Genomic DNA, 22,924 nt, shown 5'->3' with positions numbered 1-22,924 from the left:
TTACCGAACTTCTTCATTGATTGTGGCATCGATACACTGCGGGCTGTTATTGGTCACTTGCTTGACCGGAGCCTGTTCCTGCTCCGTTGCCGAATCTTCCTCCGGAAGATCTTCAAACTCATGTTCGGCAGTTGTTTCGCCGGTCTGTTTCTTTTTCAGTTCGGAAATGAATTGCTGGAATACTTTATCCGTACGCAATTTCTTGATTGCCATCTTAGCAGCGTTCTGCTGTGACTCTTTTTTGGAATAACCGATACCGACGCCTATTTGTGTGTCGGCCAGTGTGACGCCCGTTTGGAAGACCGGATTACCGTCATTGTCGGTGAACGATTCTATCAATTCGAATGTAATTTCCAGTTTGTTTTTCTGGCTCCATTCGATCAGACTGGATTTGAAGTTTACTTCTTTACGGGCGATATTATCCAGGTCGATGTATTTATTGATGATTACATCTTCTACAAAATGATAACACATACGGTATCCCTGATCCAGATAGATTGCTCCGATCAGTGCTTCCAATGCATTGCCATACATATGATTATTGTGAGAACTCAGTTTGGCTGAGTAGACAACCATTTTGTCGAGTCCCAGTTCAACGGCTACGCGATTGAGTGTTTCGCGTTGAACGATTTTGGAACGGGTATTAGTCAGGAAACCTTCCCGTTTATTTTGAAAATGTTTGTATACAATATCTGCCACGACGGCATCCAATACGGCATCACCCAAGAACTCCAGTCGTTCGTTGTTCAGCCATTTTCCATCGCTGGCTTCCACAGAGGAAGATTTGTGCAGGAAAGCCTGTTCGTAAACGTGGATGTTATCGGGGTAAAATCCCAGTATTTTATATAAAGAAGAATAAGGCTCCTTATTCTTATGTTTGAGGAGCCTTATCTTTTTGTATAATTGTGTAAACACTTTACTTTACAAATTTTTTTACAATCATGCTGGCATTGTGGCCACCGAACCCGAAGGTATTGGACAGTGCTGCGTTAACCGTTCTTTTTTGTGCTTTATTGAACGTGAAGTTCAGATTGTAATCGATTTCAGGATCATTGTCTCCTTCTTCATGATTGATAGTCGGAGGAACAATATCTTCATTAACAGCCATAATACAAGCAATTGCTTCCAATGCTCCGGCTGCACCCAGTAAGTGTCCAGTCATAGACTTCGTTGAACTGATGTTCAGCTTATAGGCATGTTCGCCGAATACATCCAGAATAGCTTTCGCTTCCGAGATGTCTCCTACCGGGGTAGAAGTGCCGTGAACATTGATATAGTCTATCTCTTCCGGTTTCATCTCTGCGTCTTCAAGAGCATTCTTCATCACCAGTTTTGCACCCAGACCTTCCGGATGAGAAGCTGTCAGGTGGTAAGCGTCTGCCGACATACCTGCACCAACAATTTCACCATAGATCTTAGCGCCTCTGGCCAATGCATGTTCCATCTCTTCAAGAATCAGACAGGCTGCACCTTCACCCATTACAAATCCGTCACGACTTGCGCTGAATGGGCGCGAAGCTGTTTCCGGTGATTCGTTTCGGGTTGAAAGGGCGTTCATCGCATTAAAACCGCCAAGACCGGGAGCCGCAATAGCAGCTTCTGCACCACCTGTAACAATTGCATTTGCTTTTCCTAAGCGAATGTAATTGAAAGCATCGGCAATAGCATTGGTTGAAGATGCACATGCTGAAACAGTCGCAAAGTTCGGACCACGGAAACCGTACATCATTGAAATATGTCCTGCTGCAATATCTGCAATCATTTTAGGAATGAAGAACGGGTTGAATTTCGGACCGATGGTGTCTTTTGTTTTTTCATAACCGGCAACTTCTTCTTCAAAAGTCCTGATACCACCGATTCCGGCAGCGAAAATAACACCGATACGATCTTTATTCTCATTCTCCAAGTCCATAGCTGCATCTGCAACAGCCTGTTTGGCTGCGCTGATAGCCAATAAACTATAGCGGTCGCATTTGCGAGCTTCCTTACGGTCCATCACCTCTAAGGGATCAAAACCTTTAACTTCGCAGGCAAAGTGCGTTTTAAATTTTGATGCATCAAAATGAGTAATAGGTCCCGCTCCACTCTTCCCGTTGATAAGGCCCTCCCAGGTTTCTGCGAGGGTATTACCAAGAGGAGTAATAGCTCCAAGACCTGTTACTACAACTCTTTTTAATTCCATACCTTTAATTAAAAGGATTGATTACTTCGCGTTAGCTTCGATATAAGCGACTGCATCGCCTACTGTTGTAATCTTTTCTGCCTGATCATCAGGAATTGAGATACCGAATTCTTTTTCGAATTCCATAATCAATTCTACAGTGTCAAGAGAGTCTGCTCCTAAATCATTAGTAAAGCTCGCTTCGTTTGTAACTTCTGTTTCTTCAACACTTAATTTGTCAACGATGATAGCCTTTACTCTAGATGCAACTTCAGACATAACTTTTTCAATTTAGATTAATAAATACGAATATACTTTTTAAATTTGCAGTGCAAAGAAAAGAATTTTTTATGTTACAAAACAAATTTAATGCACTAAAAATGCGGAAAACTGCACATTTTTTCTTTTCGTGTGCACTAAAACATAGAAAAATATGAAAAACGTAGCAATTTTTGCCTCCGGTTCGGGTACAAACGCGGAAAATATCGCCCGGTACTTCTCTAAAAGTGAAACCGTTAAAGTCGCGGTTGTTTTGTCCAATAATAAGAATGTGGGCGTTCATGCACGCGTCAATAATCTGGGAATTCCGTCTTTTGTGTTTTCCCGCGACGAATTTGTGGAAGGAACCCCCATTTTGGCGAAACTGGCGGAATATCAGATCGATTTGATTGTTCTGGCTGGTTTTATGAATAAGATTTCAGATGCGTTACTGACAGCTTATCCGGGTAAAATCATCAATATTCATCCGGCTCTGTTACCTAAACATGGCGGAAAGGGAATGTATGGGATGCATGTGCATGAGGCTGTCGTTGCTGCCGGCGAGAAAGAGTCAGGCATAACGATACATTATATAAATGAGAATTACGATGAAGGTGATATCATTTTCCAGGCTAAATGTGAGGTGTTGCCTGCCGATACCCCTGAAGAAGTGGCTACTAAAGTGCATGCATTGGAATATGCTCATTATCCGCATGTGATTGATGACTTATTGAAATAGTAAGAAAAAGGTATAAAAAATTAAGCCCTACCGGTAATTTCTTGATCCGGCAGGGCTTTTCATCTATTAGTGGTTTAATCAGAATGTCATGTTCAATTGCATCACATAAGTGCGTGGTGCCGATACCAGCATCGGGCGTGTGCAATATTCTTTATTAAAGAGATTGTTGATCATAAACTGGAATGATACGTCTTTCGTTATCTTTACGCCGGCACGCAGGTCGACTACACAATAGTCCGTATTCTTTTCTTTCCAGTATGTATTAAGCGTTTCTCCGCCGATATTTCCATACAGCAGCTGACGGATATACTCCATGGCATCCGGCTGTTCTTTTTCGCGCTCGTCTACCATCAGATAATCGACTGCCAGCATCTTACTTTTCCAAGTCACATTCATACCCAGGTTCAGGCGTTTCCACTGGAGATCAAGCACACCTTTCACCGTGTGTTTCTGACGATATTTCAGATATTTGGAGTCGTTGGATTTTTCCTTGGCACGGAGAGGGTCGTTATATTGTGCTTCGATTTCATTCTTTTCCTTGTAATCGATATCCTCGGGTTCGATGAAAACATATCCCAGGTTATAAGATAACTTGGTGTCGGGATTGAAGTTGTAGAAACCGTTTGTACTTATCTCTGCCCCATAGATGCGTGCTTTGGATACATTGTAGAATTGTGCACCGATACCCGGCATCTGACCTTTGGCGATGATACCCAGGATTTCCTGTGTGCTGTTGGCATAGGCATAAGAGTTGGGGTCGAAGAAGCCGAAACGGAATTCGATCATGTCCGTATATTGCGTATAGAAACCGGCAACATCGAAGAATCCCATCAGATTACCGAATTTATATCCTTGTTTGAAACCCAGTTCTGCATTTACCCCTTTTTCTGCCTTTACTTCATTGTTCGGGAATACACCGACTCCACCGATATCCTTGCGGGCATATTTCTCGGTCAGAGAAGGATAACGATAGCCTTGTCCGAAACTGGCCCGGATAAAGCTGTAATCAGCCAGTTGGTAATTCAAACCTGCACGGAAGATAGGTTTGACAGGTACTTTAGCTCCGAATATCTTTGTGTCGGCTTCACGAAGGAAATCGTCCACACGATAATATTCGGCACGCATACCGGCAGACACGCTCAGGCGGTCGAAAAAGCGTTGGTCATACTGGAAGAACAGGGCTGCATTGTCGCTATCGTGATTGCCTGTCGTTACAGAGGTGCTTCGCATATGTTCGTAAGTGGCTCCGGCTGTGATCTGTGTACCGTTGTCCCATTTTTTGTTGAATTGGTAATCCAGATAATACGTATAATTCTTGTCGATGGTTACCGGGTCAGCTTTCGGGTTGATCGCATTGGACAACCAAGGGATCAGGTCGGAGGTACTGCTAGGAATACCACGTTTCATCACCCATGAAAGCAGGTCGCAGTAATCGGCTGTAGTCGCTGTCGGGAAAATACTTCCCAGCAGATTGGTTGTTCCGTTTACCAGTCCGTTAAGGTCGCCTTGCAAAGCCGGCTGGATGATTGGATAGAGCATGCTGTAATCGCCGTTTTGTACGTTTTGCACAATACCGGTAATGGCATTGACATCAGTACCCATATTTCCCAAAATGTCCGTGATCGACTTCCCGCTGTTCGAGCCGTCTGCAATATTGTCACCGCGGTAATAGAAGCGGGCCTTTACCTTGTGGGAGGTATTATTATTCGGGTTTGTAAAATTAAAGAACGGGTCGATGTAGAAAGTATTTGCTTCGCGTCCCATATTGGCAATGGGAGACGGTTCATAAACATCTTTCGGCGAACGCCAGAGGAAGAAATCGGCATATTTGTCACTCATGAAGTTTACGTTGAAACCATAGTTCAGCAAATTGCCGTCTTTCATCGGCTGATGGTAAGTCAGGTTACCGCCGGCACGAAACCGTTTGTTGTAACCTTGTTTTTTATATCCTTCGTCGGTAAACATATTCAGTCCGGCCGATACGTCGAAGTTTCCGATGCGGCGGGCATGTGAGAAGTCTATCCCTTCATAAATCGGGTTGCGGATACCGGAGAATACGTTTTTACGCAGGAATGGCTCTACCTCATATTTACCTTCTTTCCAAAAAGATTTGTCGCTCCACCGGTATTCCTCGTTGTCGGGATCGCCGTAAATACCTAAATAAGCACGCAAGGTCGTTACCGGTGTCAGGCTTGGCCGTTTGGTCCGGATGTTGATTACACCGTTCAGGGCAGACGAACCGTACAGTACGGAAGAGGCCCCTTTCATAACTTCTACCTGTTCGATATTTTCCAGCGGAACGATATTCCAGTTAATGATTCCTGTACCCGAAGTAAGCGCACTCATTCCGTCGATCAGCACAAGGCTTCGTGAACCGACGCCGTAGGTCCAGCCGTTACCACCACGGATAGAAGGCTGTTTGTCGTTGATATCGACTCCCGGCATTGTATTCAGTGTGGCACTCAGGTCGGTTGGCGCTTGCTTGGTAATATCTTCGGCCTTCAGTAAATCCATGGAGACGGTGACATTGCTTAGTTTTTGTTCAAAACGTCCGGCACTGACTACCACATCTCCCAACAGGTTGGCTTTTACTTGCATGAATATATTTCTTGTCTTCGTTTCATTCCGGTTGATTACTACCGGGACCTGTTCGTTCTCATAACCGATGTAACTGAACAGCAGGTCGACACCCCCTTCCGGAAGGTTGATCTGATAAGAACCGTCTGCTTCGGAAATTGTACCGTTTGTTTCTCCCGTGATCCTTTTATAGGTAATATTGACTCCCGCCAATGGCTCATTGGTCTCCTTGTCATATACGAATCCTTTCATGATCTGTCCGAAAGCAGGACCGGTCAGGAAGGCAAGTAAAAATAGTATTGTATATTTTTTCATGTCTGTACTCTTTATTTATTATTGTATCTCCTTTTGTTTGCTTAGCATCATGCCTAGTTCCAGTGTTTTTGTTTGTTGCAGGCTACTGGCAAGCATTTCAAGCAAAGATGTTATCATCGGTCCCATTGGTCCGCCAATTATTTCTTCCGGCAGAAGATCTTTTATTAAGGGTAACAGCGGAAGGAAAGCTGCAATTTCATCTTTATCCAGATATAGGAATATATCTCCCTTATAAGCGATTTGTCCGCCCATGCTGCTGTAAGGGGCTTCCGAATTTTTGCGGATATTCATCCGGATACCGGTAGTACTCCATTTATTAAGCTGCTGGTAAATGGCTGCGATAACGGAAGTGTCGAGGCCGCCGTCTGCCTTAGTCTTATTCTGTTGAATCTGGTAAAGAATCATATCGATGTTGGGGACTATATAAAGTTCCGAGTCGTCTTTTACATAATAAGAAGCCAGGTTGATCGGCGAAGTGAGCCATTCGCTCTCTTTTCTGTTTGGGGGAGTATTTATCAAGTCTCCGATAGCTTTGCCTTCCGGCATGGTGGCGTAGCGGGCTGTGATATTGCCATCCGGATTGAAAGAGACTTCATTGATAAACCAGCAGATCAGGTTTCCTGCAATAGGCTCCAGTATGGGAACTACCTGTCCCAGAAGAGCATTGTCAGTTACCATATGAAAGGCATGGCGCATCAAAGTATATTCTCCCAAAACAGGGTCTGTTTCAATAGATTCCCCACCTTGCACCGGATACCATGTCCCATTTGAAGTCAGTTGGTTCGATGCGATTTTTACATCGGTCAGATCGAATGTCATCTTGCCTTTTTCAACATTCCCTCTGTAAGCGAAAGTAGTGCCGTTGTTTCCGGTTCCGTTTCCTGAAAAAGAGTAACTGTTGCTTCCGGAAGTAACTGCTACGTTCTCCAGCAATGTTGCGGCTTCCCCGGGGAGGATGTAATGCAGTGTAATGGTTGCCGCATTGTTACCGGTTAGTTTGAAAGAGACGTCCTTACCGATGAACTCACGTCCACTGTAAGTCAGGTTCAGTGTATTGCCACCTTCCGGTGTACTCAACTTATTGGAATAGATTCCGTTTAATTCGGAACCGCCCTCATCATCATTGTCATCGCAGGCAAACAAGAAGGGGACCATGCAGATAACATAAAGAAAGTTGCGCAATAAATACTTGTTCATTTACTTTTCTTTTTATTGTTTAATTTTGATGATACAAAGTACTGATATAACTTTGTACCAAACAATAGCTATCTTTCAGAATCAATATTCCATTATTAAGAATCGACATTTCGGAGGTGTAATAACTATCTGTATATTAGTGTATGGTAAAATGACATTATTAATAATAGAATATCGAATGTGAAAAATAGACATTGACGGATATGTTTATATCTCCTTTCTTTGCTCTCATTATGTTAATGAGTATATTGTTAGGATTTTTAGCCTTTTTGGTCCGGATGCTTTTTAAAAGGAAGGTAGCAGGTAAAAAGGTAAGTGAGGCTTGTGAGGTAAAAGAACAATGTCTCCCAGATAGCAAAGAAGGCAAAGAAGTCTGATTTGTGATGAAAAAACTACGTGTAAAATATTGAAGAATGAAAATACTGCTTGTAACAAGAGGATCGCAAGGCGATGTACTGCCTTATCTGGCTGTAGCCCGCGAGTTGGTTAAACGGGGTCATGAGGTAACGGTAAATATTCCCCATGTTTTTGAGGAAATAGCAAAGAAATATCCTGTAAAAGTCGTTTTGCAGGATTTTGATAATATTGGCGGGATGATGGCCGACGCAGCCGAGAATAAACAGAGTTTTAAAAGGATTGTTGAGTGGACGCGCGAGGCGATAGACAAACAGTTTGTGCAGGTAATTCCGCTTTTGGAACAGAACGATGTTCTTGTAGCTGCTAATACTGAATTTGCCGCTACGGGGATTGCCGCGTATTGCAAGAAGCCGTTCGTCCGCACTTCTTTTGCACCTTTTCTTCCGGGCGAGAAAATGCCGCCTCCTGCTTTTCCTTATCCGAAACCCAATCCGATCATTACACCTAAATTGCTTTGGCTGATGATGAACCGGGTATCCAACTATATGGTGAAGGATACGATAAACAAGAACCGTCGGAAATACGGATTGGCTCCAATCAGTAACTTTGGGGAGGATGCCGCAAAGAATAGTGATAACTTCTTATTGTACAGTCGATATCTGGGACATACCGATCCCGTCTGGGACAAACGTTTTCGCTGGAATATAGGCGGGTATTGTTTCAATGATACCTTTGAATATGATGAAGAGGCTTATCAGGAATTGATGGCTTTTATCAAAAAGGAACAGACACCGGTTCTCTTTTTTACGTTAGGTAGCTGTACATCGAACGACCGGGAGCGCTTTTGCGGTATGCTGGCCCGTATCTGCAAACGGAAGCAATACCGGCTGGTGGTCGGTTCAGGTTGGGCAAAGACCGGAGAGACGTTGCAGGGGAATGAACAATTGTTCCTGATGCAAAAGCCGATTCCGCATCATCTGATTTTCCCTCATTGCGACGCCGTGATTCATCATGGTGGAAGCGGAACGACGCATAGTGTGGCACGTGCCGGGAAACCTCAGCTGATCACTCCTTTACTTCTGGATCAGCCTTATTGGGGGTATCGGGTCCAGGTGCTCGGAGTCGGCCCGGAAAGAGTGAAGATCGCAAAGGTATCGGAAAGTGAACTGGAGCAAAAAATGGGTGACTTGATCAGCAATCCCGAATATAAAAAGAATGCGGCGATGCTCAGTGAGCAAATTGAAAGTGAAAAAGGAATCGAAAACATCTGTAATTATATAGAATCTTTGGCACGATAACCCGTTTTTTACCGCAGTTTGTTCTTGTTGAAATGTGGTCCAGCCTTGAAGATAAAAAAGAAAGTGGATAAAACTGTCAGGCAGGCTCCAAACAGATAAGCGTGGTTGAATCCACCGAATTCCTGTGCGATACTTCCGCCGATCATTAATCCGATTCCGATACCGACATCCCAGCTAGTGAGGTAGGTGGAAGTTGCCGTTCCGCGCTGGCTGTTGGGTGCCAGATTGACAAACAGGGTGTTGAATGCCGGGAACATGGTTCCGAAAGCAACACCTTGTGATAAAGCGATGGCTATATATAAATAGGAAGTGAACGTCGGATTCCATTTCATCAATGCATCGAGGGAAGCGAGCGCAAAGAAACTGGCACATGCCAGATACATCCCCAATGTAATAACCAGTGTGATACGCCCTTTATCTACTTGCCGGCCGGAAAACAGCCTGGAAGTCGCGAGTCCGATCGCCATAAAGGTGAAATAAAGTCCTGAATTGACAGATATACCGATCTCGTCGGCATACATTGCCACATAGGTGGTTGTCATCCCGTAAGGAATGGAAAGCATTAGTAGTGATATTCCTGCCCAAAGGCCTTTTACCAGGAAGAAGCGGTCGAGCGAAATCGGTTCTTTCTTTACCGGTTGCTTGTAAGGCGTTTTAACCAGATAAGCCATGATAAATCCCAAGAAGCAGGAAACCAGCGAGCAACTGAAAATCACTTCATAACTGAAACTGTTATGCATGAACAATCCGATCATCGGACCGAAACTCATTGCCAGATTATTCGCCATCCCGTAATATCCAATTCCTTCGCCACGACGTGAAGAAGGAAGAATGTCGATCACGATCGTATTACCCGATACCGTGACCATCCCGAATGCGAATCCGTGAAGAATACGCAGCACAATGAAAATACTCAACACGCTGGCAATCATATATCCGGCGAAAATGACCATAAATATAGCATAAGACAGTAGATATAACGGGCGACGGGCAAAGGTATCCAGCAGATATCCGGAAAACGGACGGATACAAAGACAGGCTATCGTATAACAGGACAGGATAAACCCGATCATCGACTTATCCGTCATAAACCGTTCCTGTAAATAGAAGGGCAGGATTGGCAGTATCAGGTAAAATGCAAAAAACAGCAGAAAATTAGCCGTTAATATGTTGCAAAAACCGGGTGATAATAACTTGTCTTTCGCCATAGCAGTGAATAGTAGAATGGTATTATTTGAAACCTAACTTATCAAAAAGTTCCCGCTCTTCTGTTGTCGCGTTCTTTACCGTATAAGCGGCAAACTCCCGGGGATGATGATAATTTGCCCGGAACCATTCGAACTTTTCCGGCGTTTCCCTCAGTGCTCTGTCTACACCAAGCGGACTAAAACTTTTAAGTATTGCGTGTTCGATACGATGTTCCGTCACTCCGGCGAGATCGATAACAGGATCGGCAGGCTCTGGCGGCATAACTTCTCTTAATTTCTCTATTTTCACACCGAAGAAACGTTCGATATTTTCCAGGCAGGTACGAGTCCCGTTGGCTTTGCCATCAGCGGAGAATCCGGCAATATGGGGGGTGGCAACGGCTGTAAGACTTAACAGTTCCCGGTCGATCGCCGGTTCGTTTTCCCAGCAATCTATCACTGCTTCGCTGATTTTTCCTGATTTCAGAGCTTTTATCAATGCCGTCGTATCGTGTACAGCTCCTCTTGAAGCATTTACAAACCAGGGCTTTTTACGTGTTTTGTTGAAAAAAACTTCGTTGGCAAGGTGACGGGTTGCAAAAGGTCCTTCTTTTGTCAACGGTGTATGGAAGGTGATGATATCAGCTTCTTCTGCGATCGTATCCAGCGAAACGAATCCTGCCGCTCCCTCTTCTTCTGCTCGTGGCGGGTCATTACGCAAGATATGTAAACCGTAAGCCGTACACAGTTTTTCCAGTTCTTTCCCGACATGCCCTACACCGACTATCCCGATCGTTTTTCCTTGAAGCGTTTCTCCTCTGCGAAGGGCTATCGTGATAAGTGAAGCCAATACGTATTGTGCAACCGAGACAGCATTGCAGCCAGGTGCATTTTTCCAGGTGATACCTGCTTCATCACAATATTTTATGTCGATATGATCGAAGCCGATAGTCGCTGTGGTGATCAGTTTGACATGGCTACCTTGGAGCAATTCGCGGGTGCATTTGTCAATGCTTCGTACAATGAGAGCATCTGCGTCGTGGATGGTTGAAGGAGTAAACTCGTTTGAGTTGAGGTATTTTATTTCTGCGATTGGTTCGGCTACGCCTTTTAGGTATGGGACCGTGTTGTCAGCTACTATTTTCATTTTATATGCTTTTTGCAGGGCAAAGATAGAGATTATTTGCGGAATAGACTGGTAGGTGATGGCTTGAAATCAGCATATCCATTGATAGATTATCGAAAAAGATTTTCTACCTTTGTCAACAGTATTTACAGAAAGCAAAACGATTATTTATGAATTTCAGCGAACAGTGTTACCGGATATTTGAACAGGCTACGAAAGCGTATCATGTTTCTGATGATGTGGATGCAACCATGCATAATCCGTATGAGGTAAAAAGTATAGAGTTTTATCTTTATTTGAAAAACTGGATTGATGCGGTACAGTGGCATCTGGAAGATATCATCCGTAATCCGGCAATCGATCCGGTGGAGGCAGTGGCTATCAAACGCCGTATAGACAAGTCTAATCAGGATCGTACCGACTTGGTGGAATTGATCGACAGTTTCTTTCTGGATAAATACAAAGAAGTGAAAGTATTGCCGGATGCGACGATCAATACGGAAAGTCCGGCATGGGCGGTCGACCGGTTGTCTATCCTGACATTGAAGATTTATCATATGGCCGAAGAGGCTAACCGTCCCGATGCAACTCCCGAGCATAAAGCGAAATGCGAAGAAAAGCTGAACGTGTTGCTGGAACAGAAGGTTGACCTGTCGACGGCTTTGGACCAGCTACTGGCTGATATTAAAGCCGGACGTAAGTACATGAAGGTGTATAAACAAATGAAAATGTACAATGACCCGGCATTAAACCCTGTGTTGTACGGGAAAAAATAAAACGGAATGAAAGTATATCATGGCAGCAGCACTGGAGTCGTTAATATATGAAAGGAGTTACGAGTTATGAAAAATGTATTCTTTCCGGATGAAGTAATAACGAAAGAGGATGTTTTCTATGTCTGTAGCCTGATTGAACGTATTGCACGTCGTTTGAAACAGCCGAACCGGTATGTCGTGAATTGTATGGGGAAACAGGCGCTGGCCGAGAAATTATCCCTGGCAAATGTTATGCACAGCGAAAACCAGCAGGCTGTCGTTGAACGTTTGATTGATGAATTCCGGTTGCAGGAAGGTAATTATGATGTGACAAATGTCAATCCGGCATTGGTCGATCATATTCCGACCGAGCAGGATATGGGAAAAGTTTATATGCGCCTCGTGTTGTCAACTCTCTATTCCTGGGAGGATTATGCAGATGCTATTTTATGTGTATATAATGATAAAATATGCCGTACGATAGATAATTATAATGGAAGTGCTTATTATGAACCTTCCTATTATTTAACCCGATGTTATTATAGCGGAACATTTAATTAACTCATTGCAAAAATACTTGTTATGCGACTCTCTGCATGGGTATTTTGCCTGGTTTCGATGATTTTCTCTGTCGCAAAGCGAATTATACTGAATGGTCTTGATGGCAAATTGATGTTGTTTTTAGGAATAAGATGTCTTATTGTCTTGTTTTAAGCGGTTGCTGTGACTGTGATGTCTGTCAGAATAATTGAAACAGGAGAGTTGAATATACAATATTTAACATCGTGCCTGTTTCTATGAATTTCCAATCACCGTTTTAAACAAATTATCATCTCGTTTAAAACGAATTTTTTTTCATTTTAAATGAGATGAGAGTTTATTTAAGACGAAATATTTGTTAAGTTCAGTCGGTGAAACTTTTTTGATGAGCCTTTTTTTCTTTAAAAACTATGCTGTACAGCAGATTTAGATTCCAGATGTAACGAAAAGTTGTATTGGATTTAAATATCTAATTTATATATTTATTTAATCTTTTATATCATCATTTATGGGTATAGACTATTGATGGATCAAAAAGCTGTATTTATATAGTGAAAGCCTGAATAAGGATATTTGCTATCTTCTCCTGGGCGAGATAAAAAGCGCTGTGTCTGGTCAGGACTACATACAGCTTATTGGCGATAGGGGTAATTTGACATTTTGATAAATACGACGATATCCTGTCGTAACAATGATTGCTGTGACAATATGACAACGACATGTAATGAATTCAGATAACTTATTCCGGAAATAATTTATATCTTTGTGAACAGTATTGATAGAAGTTACGAATCATGAAAATGTATTAAATTCATTACATGGCAAAAATACTTGTTATAAGACTTTCTGCTATTGGCGATGTTGCTATGACGGTTCCAGTGATCTACTCTGCCGCCAAAGCAAACCCCCAACATACGTTTACTGTACTTACGCAGGCTTTCCTGATACCTGTTTTTATGAACCGTCCGGCAAATGTGGACGTGATCGGTATCAATACGAAGGCGGCAGAAAAGACATTGGGCGGATTGCTCCGGTTTGCCTCTGCGTTGGTCAAGTATGAGTATGATGTCGTATTGGATTTGCATAATGTGATCCGTACCATGATTATCCGAGGTATGTTCCGGATAAAAGGGAAAAAGGTTTATGTTGTGGATAAGGCAAGGAAGGAACGGAAACGGCTGACCGAGCGTAATCATAAGGAACTGAAACCCTTGCGTCCGGTGATAGAACGCTATGCCGATGTGTTCCGTGCTGCCGGTCTGAACTATACGGAAACTTTCACATCCCTTTATGAATCGAAGCCGGCCGATTTGTCGGCTATGGAAGCCGTGGCCGGAACAAAGACCGGTAAATGGATTGGAATTGCCCCGTTTGCCAAGCATCGCGGAAAAATCTATCCGGTGGACGATATGGAACAGGTTGTCGCTCGCTTGTCGGAAAATGAAGATTATACGATCTTTCTGTTGGGAGGTCGTGGTTATGAAGAAGCTGTTTTGGAGCAATGGGCATTCCAGTATCCGCGTGTAAAAAGTGTCGTCGGCCGTTATTCGCTGGATAACGAACTTGCCTTGATCAGCCGGTTGGACGTATTGCTTTGTATGGACTCAGCCAATATGCATTTCGCTTCTCTGGTCGATACAAAAGTGATTTCGGTCTGGGGAGCAACGCATCCCTATGCCGGATTTTACGGTTATCATCAGGACCCGAAAAATGCCGTTCAACTCGATCTTCCTTGTCGTCCCTGTTCAGTCTTCGGCCAGAAGCCTTGTTTCCGGGGGGATTGGGCGTGCATGACACAGATTACGCCGGAGATGATTGTGGATAAGATAAATTCCACCTTGCAGAAATGAAAGTAGTAACGAATCCGGCATATCCTTTCCTGGCAGATTTTTTTTGTCATTTATCCGACCGTTTTGAGACGGAAGGAATCACGATATATGAGGGACGAAACGTGTTGAAGCGGTTTAATATCGAAGGATGTGAACTGGTGGTGAAGAGTTTCAAGGTCCCGTTCTTTGTCAATCGGGTTGTTTATACGTTATTCCGGAAATCAAAGGCCAGGCGTTCGTATGAATATGCTTTCGAGATATTGAAGCGGGGGAGCAACACGCCGGAACCTCTTGGATACATAGAAGAATATAAACATGGCCTGTTGAATCATAGCTATAGTGTTTCTGCGTATAGCGGAGCTTCCGATATCCGGGAATACATGAACGGACAGCTGAAGGATAAAACCTTGTTGACTGCATTAGGTGTTTTTATAGCCAGTCTGCATCAGGCTGGAATTTTTCATATAGATTTATCACCGGGAAATATCCTGTATTATAAGGAACAGGAAACTTTTCGTTTCACTCTGGTAGATATCAACCGGATGCAATTTAAGAAAATAACAGTACAGGATGCGATCAGGAACTTTTCACGGTTGGCCATTTCCCGTGAAGCATTGTCATGTGTCACCTGTGAATATGCACGGATTCGCGGGTTGGATGAGGACTCTTTTGTACGGCAGACTAATCAATACAGTGATCGTGTTTATAAAAAGTACGCTTCCCATCTGGCATGTAAAGCCTGGAGGAAAGAGGGTGGAAATTGGTTTACCCAACCTTATTTCCAGTACGTCATGGCGAATCTGTTCAGTCATTGTCCTCTTTTCACGAAGGCTGTGCGAGATCGTTTCCATAAAAAACGTATCCGGATTTATACCTCTTGCATATTGCCGTTTGATTTCCGTAAAGTCTTTCCTGAAAGCTCTCAGGAGGATTGATCCTCTTTTTTTTGTGATTGGGAGGTCCAGCCTGTTATCTGTGAGCAGTGGCTGATATAATATGATTCTTCTTCCGACAGATTTTTAGAATCGTTATACCATGGCTTATGTTCAGCCTGATAAGGGTATGCCGTGCGGTATGCCTCAACCGACCGGCTTCTGCTCAGTCCGACATGCGGTCGGTAAAGGGCGAAAGTCGTATCGATGGGAGCCCGGAATAAACCGTTTTCGGTCGGACGGGCATAGTATTGTTTTTCCCAGTCAATTACTTTTTGCTTATGCTCGTACTGATCCGGCAGATTATCGATCCGTAATGAAAAACCGATTTTGCGGGCAAACGGATGCGCTTTCAGTTCTTTCAGGAAATAATCGATGAAATCGTCCGGACAATCAGCTATGGGGATGACATCTGAATCCGTATAGATATAATAGTCATTACAAAATTTCTTCTTCAACTCTGATTTCCACAAAGCCTTGAATCCGAGGTTCTCTTTAAGCCGGAATACGGTAAAGGGGCATGTCTGGTAATATTCCAGCAGAGGCGGGTAGGTTGAAGCGTTATCCAATATATAAATACGCGTATATCCTCTTGAAGTCAGACTGTCCGTCAATTGGATGAGTGTTGTCAACCGGTTGAAGTTATTGATGATAATAGGGATGTCCTTCCCGTTTGATATGTGGGATGGTATTATCTTTCCTTTGAGGAAATAATAATAATTCGCGATGGCTGTAGTCAGTTTCTTTAGCATATAGAGTAATAATTTATTTAGATGCTCTGATTAATCCTCTGCGTAAATAAGGGGGCTGCATGTCATGATTGTGTGTGTAGATCATGTAGCCTTTTGAAAAACTTGTTTTGAATCCGTTACCCTGCAATATGTCCGTTAATACAACTTCATCATCATGCCGGTGATAAGTACATAACGCAATTTGCATGGATTTATTTTCATTTATCAGACGTTTTGCCCCGTACAATAGATCTCGTTCTGCTCCTTCAACATCGGCTTTTATAAAATTCACAGAGGAGTCGTCAGAGAAAAACGAATCGAGAGTTATGCAGGTATCGGTATCTTTATTTCCGACAAATTTGTGAATAATGGATACTTTCTCTTTCCAGGGTTCAAATGTTTTTTCCAGAGCCTCTATCCAGTCGTTATCTGTTTCAAAAAGATAAACATGTTGTACTTTATCTATTACACTGAGCGAAAAGTTCCCTTCCGCAGCTCCGATATCTGATAGAATATCATTGTCTTTAACATTGAAATTTCCATCGGTATAACGGTGAGGAGAAGCTATGTCTTGTTCTGCTTGCAGGGCGTTGTAGGCACGCTGTATCCGCTTTACGGACCATTTACGTTTGAAATAAAGTCTTTTCTCTTCGTGCAGGACGTATTTTAGCTGAGAGTCGTCATCCGTGAAAACCTGAATGTCTTTCGCTTTGTACTGCTCCGTAAATGATGAAAGAAATGTTGTTATAGGATGTGATCTTAAGTATCCGATTGCTTCTTTCTGCTCATTGGATAATGAATTTTGCGGAAGAGAATCGAAATAAGACAGGATGACTTTTCTGAATAATTTTCTGCGGAGGCCGTGGGGTAAAATCCGACATTTGTAAAAAGAAGATAAAGCGAACATGATTGATCTGTTTTGATAGGTTTATTATATTTATTCTTGGAATGAGATGAATTCTGTCTGTACATAATATCCGGACAAAGATAATGATTTTCTTTTGTATGGTAGGTTGGAAGGCATGCATATTCTTACTGAATATTTTGCAACTAAGAATCCATTCTCTACCTTTGTGGGGTAAAAGAGAGAAGAGATAGGCATTCTTTTCATATTATAAACTATATATGTATGATTCCGAAAGTAATTCATTTGTGCTGGTTTAGTGATGATCCTTTTCCTGTTGAAATAAAAATCTGTTTGGCAAGTTGGAAACGAATATTGCCGGATTATACGGTAAGGCGCTGGACCTATGCTGATGCGATGGCTATTGGCTGTGATTTTATAGCAGAGGCATTGCATGCTAAGAAATGGGCTTTTGCGGCAGATGCTGTACGTTTTTATGCGATTTATAAAGAGGGAGGAATATACATGGATAGCGATATGCTTGTAGAGAAACGCTTCGACTCTTTTATACCTCAGCATGGTTTTGCAACGTTTAATGAGCTGTGGGGTACGCTTTTTTTACAGGCTGCTTTCCTGATTGGAGAACAGGGAAATGCTTATTGTAAGGAGGTTTTTGAATATTACAACCAACGTCATTTTCTATTGCCTGACGGAGCTTTCGATATGTTGATCTCACCCAAGATTATGACGATGATTGCTGAGAAAAAAGGATATAAGAGGGAAGATGTCGAGCAGCGTTTGGGAGATGATATAATTATCTATCCAAGTTGCTACGTTTCTCCGTGTAAAACAATCAGATATCCTGAGGCTTTTGCCTGCCATCAGGTGTATGGCAGTTGGCGAAAACGTCGCTTCGGTAGAAAAATTGAGCGATTTTTAAAGCATATATGCCTTGTGGTTCGTTTTGCATTATTCAAACGGTAGAAAAAAATTGGATACGGAGAGTCTGAAAAGACTCTTATCGGCTTGGAATATCTAAAAGTGGATAATCGGTTGCCAGAACTTTTTCATTTTCCGTTTATACCATGAATGGCATCCGAAAGGTAACTGTCCGCCTGTCAGCTTATAACAGTAAGCCGGATATTTATCGAAGGCGAATCGGATTGCTTCCATAGCTTCCGGATAAATGAACCCTGTTGCTTCTGTTGCCCAGAACACGTCTTCATTATAGAGGTGATGCCGGTCTTGCGCCAGGTAGAAATTGATACGGTCTGCCTGTTCGCGGGTTACCCGGTAGTGGCTGTCGGTTTTGCGTAATGATAATCCTCCGTTCCCGATTTTGTTGTAGAGGTCTTGTTTGGATGGCTCTCCTTTTTGCCGGTGGTAGATATGTGCCAGATGCATAATGGTGGAGATAATGGGAAAGCGATATACCGGTTTTTGCAGCCAGGGAGCACCGATGTAATCATAGCCTTTGCTGCACCATTCCTTTAACTCATCCCGGAAAACAAAGGCATCCAGTTGGTAGATCAGTATATAAGTGCTGTCAAGGAACCGTTCGTAAAAAACGGAAGCAAGCATTAACCGGTTGTAACCACTGATCCCTTTAAAATAAGCATCATCGAATGACGTAAATGTCAATCTGGGAAATTCAGCCTGTAGTTCTGAAAGGTCCAAAGACTCGGGCTTTATTACAACCAGCGGATAAGCCTTTAAAATATCGTATGCCTGCATCAACGAACGTTTTTCCGTCGCAGTGAACGTATTTTTATAGATGGGTATGATTACTTTTACTAACTCCACAATTTACTACTATAACTTGTTATTGCGTCCAAAGATAACTAAAACTAAATAATTTGATCTAATCATGGTTGAGTGATTTCTGATCGAATGTAAGAAAAATCATTTCATAACAAATCTTTAACCAGACCAGAATACAGAACCATGACTTTACTACATATGGATGAACTATAGCCCTTCGGAAAAAGGGAGGTGTTAATTCCGTTGTAGAAATAGCGACGACGATAATGGTTAGTATAAGCAACCAATAGTTCAGTTTTTTATTTGAAGCAGGTGAGTTGACATACCAGATACCTACTCCGAGCATGGCCGTTACATAAGAACTAGCCTCGCTTCCGGAACTGAACAAGACAGTGAAAAGCAGTACATTGGCTAGTACCAGGAAACGGAAAGAGAGACTTTTGTATTGCCTGATACGCAGATATGGAATAAAAAATAAAATGAGTCCGGGAACTATTAGCCATAAGTCGCTGTAATCGGGATTTCCGGATACCCTCCTGACTAATCCCAGTAAAGACACATTCTGTGAAATGGCGAACATATTATGTGAGTTTTTCTCAGTGATGGCAATAAACCAGTCCTGATACTGGCTCATCGTATATTCCAATCCAAAGAAAGGAATTGGGAATATGAATAAAAGGATCGTCCAGAATAAACAAGATAGTAAGAATTTTATCTTGTGTTTTGAGAAAAAGAAGAAAGCCAGTCCGACAATTGAATATATTTTTACAAATGTACCGAGCAATATGACAAATGCTGCCCAAAAATCTTTTTTCTTTTCGATAAAAGCAAAAGCCAACAGGATAAAGGCAGCGACAGATATATTGAATTGCTGGACTAACTGGGCTGTTATCAATTCGATATAAGCAGTCCAGCATATTATCGCTTTTTGATTTTTTGACAGGGGCAGTTGCTGTATGGCGTAAAATAGCAGGGCTGTATTGGCCATTACCCATAATACCATTCCCAACCACTGAGGGAGAATGGCAAAAGGTGAAATGATAAAACTGAATATGATTCCGTAAAGATTGACGTCGCCATATTCTTCAGGATAAGGACCGTATAATGTGAGTCCGTGTATCGCGTGATTGTAAACACCTTCAAATATCTTGTAATTGTTGAACTTTCCGATAATCAACTTGGCTATGACTGTAATTGCTGCTGTAACCAGCCATATCGCAAGAATAGTTTTGTTTTCTTTCAGTTTAGGATTATGTAGAAAGGAGGTTACAAATTTGAGTTTACTGTTTATTTGAGGTCTGCTACTTACTATTCCCATTTTGTATTATGTTTTGTTGAAATGAAGAAAAGGTCATAAAAGTATAGTCCTTTTTTATAGAGAAGGATATCAAATCGTCCAATCGTTTTATCATACCTTCTCCCGAATGATTGGTTATGATAAATGGTAAATTCCATTTTTTCAGATTGGTAAATTCCCAGGGGTGAAAATAAGTAACAATGTAGCCATCGTGTTTCAACGTTCTCTGAAATAACCACCGATAGACTTTAGCCGGGAGGTTATGGTAGGCCAGCCAGAATAGAGGAAAACGGAAAACAGGAGAAACAGATGCAGGAAGTTGCAGGACGTCATCTTTGTAAAACCACGTGCGGGGTTTATCCAGGTGGTTGTATCTTCCCGGAATACATGTCGGGTTTAATGAAGAATTATATGTATATCCTGCTTTTTTTATTTCTTTTTCATCGATCGGCATCATACGTGCCATACGGAATCCTTTTACAGGCTGCCCGGTTTGTTGCTCAAGAAATTCGCGGGAACGTTTCAAATCTTCCATTTCAAATGAAGAATGATAGTATCCGTGTGAGGCGATCTCATGACCGTCCTGTAGGATGTTCTCGATGATTTCGGGAGCGTGAGCAGCGAAATTGGCCGTGCAGAAGAAAGTGGCATGTATCTGGTGTCTTTTAAGGCAAGCCAATATCTTTCTGGTCCCTTCGATAGACACAGCCATTTGTTGTTCAAATGGCACTTCTATCCCATGTTCCAGGGGAACATCGAATTCTTCAATATCAAAACTGAGTAAGATCATTACTGAGTAAAATTGAAAAAAAGTTTACCATTTCACGTTTTAGCACTTTGAATCCCATGTCGGATACTGTCAAGCCATCCCTGATACGTGACTGTACGGCCTGTATGTTCATTTTTTTCCGTTGAGCCTTGTATATGAACTCAGTATCAAACAAGAAGCTATTAACTTTTGTTGATAAAAAAATCCTTTTGCCTGAGCGGTTGAATCCTTTGAGTCCGCCTTGAGTATCATGTATTTTTAAACGAAGGAAAACAGCGTTGCATATATGGGACGATTCGGAAAGAAACCTCCGGAAAGGCGGTAAATTTTTTTGGTAATTCCTGTCTCTTATGGCAACAACGATATCTGCTCCGTTGAGTAATGTGTTGATTACCTGTCTGAAAGAACTATCTGTGTAGGGGAAGTCATAGTCGGTATATATGATATATTCCGATTGACAATGTCGCACGGCTTCACGCAGAGCGTATCCTTTCCCTCTGTTGGGACGATAGTCAATTACTTGGACTCCGGGGATTCCGTTTTTTAATGCGGCAACTACTTCCGGTTCGTATCCGCGTTTAGAACCGTCACTAACAATAAGCAAGTGAAAATTTACAGGATTAAACAAGGATTGTATCTCTTTGAATTTCCTGATAACCTTTTGCTCCCAGCCGGAAGGTGGGTTATAGCAAGGTAAAATAAGATCAATATCAGCTCTGCAATTCATCTTCTATTTCTTTAATCAACTCTATAGGTAAACAGATGCTCTACGTAAATATCTGATGCAAAGATATGATATTAAATTACTTGTATTGATGTTTAAACTAATTTGTACGGATATTGACAGACGTTTACAGTGTTGGCGTATAAATAAATATACAGAAATAAGTTGTATCTTTGCCTATCATTTCAGAACGGAAAAGAAGAATAAAATAAATGGAAAATATAAAGGTTGCAATTATTGGCCTGGGATATGTCGGGTTACCGTTAGCGCATTTGTTCGCAACCAGATATCCGGTTGTTGGTTTCGACATTAAGCAGGATCGGGTTGAGGCCTTAAAGAAAGGGCAGGATATAACGATGGAAGTCTCTGACGGAAAACTGAAATCTGTTTTATTGTCTCACTTACCGGAATTTGATGAAACAGGGCTCTATTTTACATCTGCTCCTTCTGATCTTCAGTCATGTAATTATTTTATAGTAGCTGTGCCTACTCCTGTAGATAGTCATCATAGTCCGGATTTGACACCTTTATATAAGGCCAGTGAAACAGTTGGGCGTGCATTATCAAAAGGGGATATTGTTATCTATGAATCAACTGTTTGTCCGGGCATTACAGAAGAGGAATGCGTTCCGATTCTTGCAAAGACTTCAGGATTGGTATATAATGAAGACTTTTTTGCCGGTTATTCTCCTGAGCGTATCAATCCGGGGGATAAGGAACATACGGTAGAGAAAATTATGAAAGTAACCTCCGGCTCCACACCGGATGCGGCGGAGAAGGTAGATGCGCTATACCGTTCTGTAATTACTGCCGGAACATTTCCGGTATCCAGTATCCGTGTGGCAGAAGCATCTAAAGTGATTGAAAATACGCAGAGGGATATTAATATTGCTTTTGTAAACGAGTTGTCTAAAATTTTCCATCTGTTGGATATAGATACAAACGAAGTGTTGGCTGCTGCTGGAACGAAATGGAACTTTCTGCCGTTCAGACCGGGGTTGGTTGGAGGTCACTGCATTGGTGTCGACCCTTATTACCTGATCCGGAAAGCGCAGGATTACGGATATCATCCCGGCCTGATCCTGTATGGGCGTCGTATCAATGATACGATGGGCGAATACATAGCCAACCGTGTGGTGAAATGTATGATTAAAAAGGATGTACCGGTTAAGAATGCGGAAGTGCTGGTGTTGGGTTTTACCTTCAAGGAAAATTGTCCGGATGTGAGGAATACAAAAGTAGGGGATGTTGTCCGTGTATTGAAAGATTACGGCATCAATGTCTCTGTGTATGATCCTTGGGCTCGTGCGGAAGAAGTCCGGGATGAATACGGAATAGAGTTGACCGGGTCTTTATCCGAAGGCAGGAAGTATGATGTGATTGTACTGGCTGTGGCTCATAAAGAATTTCTGGAACTTGACATCCCGTCGCTTGTTAGTGAAAATCACGTAGTATATGATGTAAAAGGTTGTCTGAATCCGGAATGGGTGGACGATCGGTTGTAAATATAAATCCACAACATTATAG

Annotated in this window: 21 protein-coding genes; 8 read left to right on the top strand and 13 right to left on the bottom strand. The window is 42.3% G+C overall.

The genetic code is table 11. The annotated features are described in order from the left end of the window. From rnc to HMPREF1535_RS07440, 3 genes are read right to left on the bottom strand one after another with little or no spacing between them, the layout of a single operon-like run. On the bottom strand, nucleotides 1–915 hold the full coding sequence (gene rnc, locus HMPREF1535_RS07450) for a ribonuclease III (protein ID WP_046145746.1): 915 nt from the start codon (nucleotides 913–915) through the stop codon (nucleotides 1–3). A gap of 1 nt (nucleotide 916) precedes the next feature. Further along, nucleotides 917–2,182 carry a beta-ketoacyl-ACP synthase II gene (fabF, locus tag HMPREF1535_RS07445; RefSeq protein ID WP_009860667.1) on the bottom strand — a complete coding sequence of 422 codons (1,266 nt, stop codon included), beginning with the start codon at nucleotides 2,180–2,182 and terminating at the stop codon, nucleotides 917–919. Between the two features lie 21 nt (nucleotides 2,183–2,203). Then, a complete protein-coding gene (locus HMPREF1535_RS07440) occupies nucleotides 2,204–2,440 on the bottom strand; it encodes an acyl carrier protein (protein ID WP_009860668.1) in 237 nt (78 codons plus the stop codon). 154 nt (nucleotides 2,441–2,594) lie between these two features. Here HMPREF1535_RS07440 and purN point away from each other — a divergent pair, with 154 nt between their 5' ends. Continuing rightward, nucleotides 2,595–3,158 carry a phosphoribosylglycinamide formyltransferase gene (gene purN, locus HMPREF1535_RS07435; RefSeq protein ID WP_009860669.1) on the top strand — a complete coding sequence of 188 codons (564 nt, stop codon included), beginning with the start codon at nucleotides 2,595–2,597 and terminating at the stop codon, nucleotides 3,156–3,158. 78 nt (nucleotides 3,159–3,236) lie between these two features. On the opposite strand, the gene HMPREF1535_RS07430 is transcribed toward purN, so the two are convergent. Beyond that, nucleotides 3,237–6,050: a TonB-dependent receptor gene (locus tag HMPREF1535_RS07430; RefSeq protein ID WP_046145745.1), complete on the bottom strand. Its 2,814-nt coding sequence runs from the start codon at nucleotides 6,048–6,050 to the stop codon at nucleotides 3,237–3,239. Between the two features lie 18 nt (nucleotides 6,051–6,068). Next, nucleotides 6,069–7,247, bottom strand: a complete 1,179-nt coding sequence (locus HMPREF1535_RS07425) for a DUF4925 domain-containing protein (RefSeq protein WP_046145744.1) — start codon at nucleotides 7,245–7,247, stop codon at nucleotides 6,069–6,071. A 413-nt stretch (nucleotides 7,248–7,660) separates the two neighbouring features. Between HMPREF1535_RS07425 and HMPREF1535_RS07420 the strand changes: the two genes are divergently transcribed. After that, complete coding sequence (locus HMPREF1535_RS07420) at nucleotides 7,661–8,902, top strand: glycosyltransferase (RefSeq protein ID WP_046145743.1); 1,242 nt, start codon at nucleotides 7,661–7,663, stop codon at nucleotides 8,900–8,902. A gap of 8 nt (nucleotides 8,903–8,910) precedes the next feature. Here the strand turns inward: HMPREF1535_RS07420 and HMPREF1535_RS07415 are convergent, their stop codons facing one another. Further along, nucleotides 8,911–10,110, bottom strand: coding sequence for an MFS transporter (locus HMPREF1535_RS07415; RefSeq protein ID WP_046145742.1), 1,200 nt, complete (start codon nucleotides 10,108–10,110; stop codon nucleotides 8,911–8,913). Between the two features lie 22 nt (nucleotides 10,111–10,132). Continuing rightward, on the bottom strand, nucleotides 10,133–11,236 hold the full coding sequence (pdxB, locus tag HMPREF1535_RS07410) for a 4-phosphoerythronate dehydrogenase PdxB (protein ID WP_046145741.1): 1,104 nt from the start codon (nucleotides 11,234–11,236) through the stop codon (nucleotides 10,133–10,135). A gap of 149 nt (nucleotides 11,237–11,385) precedes the next feature. Between pdxB and HMPREF1535_RS07405 the strand changes: the two genes are divergently transcribed. The 4 genes from HMPREF1535_RS07405 (at nucleotide 11,386) to HMPREF1535_RS07390 (ending at nucleotide 15,274) form a co-directional block, all read left to right on the top strand. Beyond that, a complete protein-coding gene (locus tag HMPREF1535_RS07405) occupies nucleotides 11,386–11,991 on the top strand; it encodes a DUF4254 domain-containing protein (protein ID WP_046145740.1) in 606 nt (201 codons plus the stop codon). A gap of 66 nt (nucleotides 11,992–12,057) precedes the next feature. Further along, nucleotides 12,058–12,531, top strand: a complete 474-nt coding sequence (locus HMPREF1535_RS07400; protein WP_046145739.1) for a hypothetical protein — start codon at nucleotides 12,058–12,060, stop codon at nucleotides 12,529–12,531. A gap of 797 nt (nucleotides 12,532–13,328) precedes the next feature. Further along, the gene (locus tag HMPREF1535_RS07395; RefSeq protein WP_046145738.1) at nucleotides 13,329–14,360 is read left to right on the top strand and encodes a glycosyltransferase family 9 protein; all 1,032 of its coding nucleotides are present in this window, start codon (nucleotides 13,329–13,331) and stop codon (nucleotides 14,358–14,360) included. Beyond that, complete coding sequence (locus tag HMPREF1535_RS07390) at nucleotides 14,357–15,274, top strand: lipopolysaccharide kinase InaA family protein (protein WP_046145737.1); 918 nt, start codon at nucleotides 14,357–14,359, stop codon at nucleotides 15,272–15,274. The genes HMPREF1535_RS07395 and HMPREF1535_RS07390 overlap by 4 nt, the downstream gene beginning before the upstream one ends. On the opposite strand, the gene HMPREF1535_RS07385 is transcribed toward HMPREF1535_RS07390, so the two are convergent. Next, a complete protein-coding gene (locus HMPREF1535_RS07385; RefSeq protein WP_009860680.1) occupies nucleotides 15,262–16,023 on the bottom strand; it encodes a glycosyltransferase in 762 nt (253 codons plus the stop codon). The genes HMPREF1535_RS07390 and HMPREF1535_RS07385 overlap by 13 nt on opposite strands. Nucleotides 16,024–16,036: 13 nt before the next feature. After that, nucleotides 16,037–16,909: an FkbM family methyltransferase gene (locus tag HMPREF1535_RS07380; protein WP_009860681.1), complete on the bottom strand. Its 873-nt coding sequence runs from the start codon at nucleotides 16,907–16,909 to the stop codon at nucleotides 16,037–16,039. 222 nt (nucleotides 16,910–17,131) lie between these two features. Between HMPREF1535_RS07380 and HMPREF1535_RS07375 the strand changes: the two genes are divergently transcribed. Beyond that, nucleotides 17,132–17,830, top strand: coding sequence for a glycosyltransferase family 32 protein (locus tag HMPREF1535_RS07375; protein ID WP_046145736.1), 699 nt, complete (start codon nucleotides 17,132–17,134; stop codon nucleotides 17,828–17,830). 51 nt (nucleotides 17,831–17,881) lie between these two features. Here the strand turns inward: HMPREF1535_RS07375 and HMPREF1535_RS07370 are convergent, their stop codons facing one another. From HMPREF1535_RS07370 to HMPREF1535_RS07355, 4 genes are read right to left on the bottom strand one after another with little or no spacing between them, the layout of a single operon-like run. Continuing rightward, complete coding sequence (locus HMPREF1535_RS07370; RefSeq protein WP_046145735.1) at nucleotides 17,882–18,649, bottom strand: DUF5672 family protein; 768 nt, start codon at nucleotides 18,647–18,649, stop codon at nucleotides 17,882–17,884. Between the two features lie 58 nt (nucleotides 18,650–18,707). Next, nucleotides 18,708–19,925, bottom strand: a complete 1,218-nt coding sequence (locus tag HMPREF1535_RS07365; RefSeq protein WP_244275581.1) for a glycosyltransferase family 87 protein — start codon at nucleotides 19,923–19,925, stop codon at nucleotides 18,708–18,710. After that, on the bottom strand, nucleotides 19,909–20,694 hold the full coding sequence (locus HMPREF1535_RS07360; RefSeq protein ID WP_046145734.1) for a polysaccharide deacetylase family protein: 786 nt from the start codon (nucleotides 20,692–20,694) through the stop codon (nucleotides 19,909–19,911). Before HMPREF1535_RS07360 ends, HMPREF1535_RS07365 begins: the two co-directional genes overlap by 17 nt. Further along, nucleotides 20,675–21,400 carry a glycosyltransferase gene (locus HMPREF1535_RS07355; protein WP_046145733.1) on the bottom strand — a complete coding sequence of 242 codons (726 nt, stop codon included), beginning with the start codon at nucleotides 21,398–21,400 and terminating at the stop codon, nucleotides 20,675–20,677. The genes HMPREF1535_RS07360 and HMPREF1535_RS07355 overlap by 20 nt, the downstream gene beginning before the upstream one ends. Nucleotides 21,401–21,609: 209 nt before the next feature. On the opposite strand from HMPREF1535_RS07355, the gene HMPREF1535_RS07350 reads away from it, so the two are divergent. Continuing rightward, nucleotides 21,610–22,902 carry a nucleotide sugar dehydrogenase gene (locus HMPREF1535_RS07350; protein ID WP_046145732.1) on the top strand — a complete coding sequence of 431 codons (1,293 nt, stop codon included), beginning with the start codon at nucleotides 21,610–21,612 and terminating at the stop codon, nucleotides 22,900–22,902. The last annotated feature ends 22 nt before the right edge of the window (nucleotides 22,903–22,924 follow it).

It is taken from the genome of Parabacteroides goldsteinii DSM 19448 = WAL 12034 (assembly GCF_000969835.1).
GTDB classification, from domain to species: Bacteria; Bacteroidota; Bacteroidia; order Bacteroidales; family Tannerellaceae; genus Parabacteroides; species Parabacteroides goldsteinii.
The sequence above is the reverse complement of the archived record's forward strand: the minus strand, read 5'-3'. Positions and strand labels throughout refer to the sequence as shown.

What these genes read in the sequence shown, in the direction of transcription:
- fabF (WP_009860667.1), bottom strand. Translation starts at nt 2,182, where the DNA reads ATGGAATTAAAAAGAGTTGTAGTAACAGGTCTTGGAGCTATTACTCCT.
- HMPREF1535_RS07440 (WP_009860668.1), bottom strand. Translation starts at nt 2,440, where the DNA reads ATGTCTGAAGTTGCATCTAGAGTAAAGGCTATCATCGTTGACAAATTA.
- purN (WP_009860669.1), top strand. Translation starts at nt 2,595, where the DNA reads ATGAAAAACGTAGCAATTTTTGCCTCCGGTTCGGGTACAAACGCGGAA.
- HMPREF1535_RS07430 (WP_046145745.1), bottom strand. Translation starts at nt 6,050, where the DNA reads ATGAAAAAATATACAATACTATTTTTACTTGCCTTCCTGACCGGTCCT.
- HMPREF1535_RS07425 (WP_046145744.1), bottom strand. Translation starts at nt 7,247, where the DNA reads ATGAACAAGTATTTATTGCGCAACTTTCTTTATGTTATCTGCATGGTC.
- HMPREF1535_RS07420 (WP_046145743.1), top strand. Translation starts at nt 7,661, where the DNA reads ATGAAAATACTGCTTGTAACAAGAGGATCGCAAGGCGATGTACTGCCT.
- HMPREF1535_RS07415 (WP_046145742.1), bottom strand. Translation starts at nt 10,110, where the DNA reads ATGGCGAAAGACAAGTTATTATCACCCGGTTTTTGCAACATATTAACG.
- pdxB (WP_046145741.1), bottom strand. Translation starts at nt 11,236, where the DNA reads ATGAAAATAGTAGCTGACAACACGGTCCCATACCTAAAAGGCGTAGCC.
- HMPREF1535_RS07405 (WP_046145740.1), top strand. Translation starts at nt 11,386, where the DNA reads ATGAATTTCAGCGAACAGTGTTACCGGATATTTGAACAGGCTACGAAA.
- HMPREF1535_RS07400 (WP_046145739.1), top strand. Translation starts at nt 12,058, where the DNA reads ATGAAAAATGTATTCTTTCCGGATGAAGTAATAACGAAAGAGGATGTT.
- HMPREF1535_RS07395 (WP_046145738.1), top strand. Translation starts at nt 13,329, where the DNA reads ATGGCAAAAATACTTGTTATAAGACTTTCTGCTATTGGCGATGTTGCT.
- HMPREF1535_RS07390 (WP_046145737.1), top strand. Translation starts at nt 14,357, where the DNA reads ATGAAAGTAGTAACGAATCCGGCATATCCTTTCCTGGCAGATTTTTTT.
- HMPREF1535_RS07385 (WP_009860680.1), bottom strand. Translation starts at nt 16,023, where the DNA reads ATGCTAAAGAAACTGACTACAGCCATCGCGAATTATTATTATTTCCTC.
- HMPREF1535_RS07380 (WP_009860681.1), bottom strand. Translation starts at nt 16,909, where the DNA reads ATGTTCGCTTTATCTTCTTTTTACAAATGTCGGATTTTACCCCACGGC.
- HMPREF1535_RS07375 (WP_046145736.1), top strand. Translation starts at nt 17,132, where the DNA reads ATGATTCCGAAAGTAATTCATTTGTGCTGGTTTAGTGATGATCCTTTT.
- HMPREF1535_RS07365 (WP_244275581.1), bottom strand. Translation starts at nt 19,925, where the DNA reads ATGGGAATAGTAAGTAGCAGACCTCAAATAAACAGTAAACTCAAATTT.
- HMPREF1535_RS07360 (WP_046145734.1), bottom strand. Translation starts at nt 20,694, where the DNA reads ATGATCTTACTCAGTTTTGATATTGAAGAATTCGATGTTCCCCTGGAA.
- HMPREF1535_RS07355 (WP_046145733.1), bottom strand. Translation starts at nt 21,400, where the DNA reads ATGAATTGCAGAGCTGATATTGATCTTATTTTACCTTGCTATAACCCA.
- HMPREF1535_RS07350 (WP_046145732.1), top strand. Translation starts at nt 21,610, where the DNA reads ATGGAAAATATAAAGGTTGCAATTATTGGCCTGGGATATGTCGGGTTA.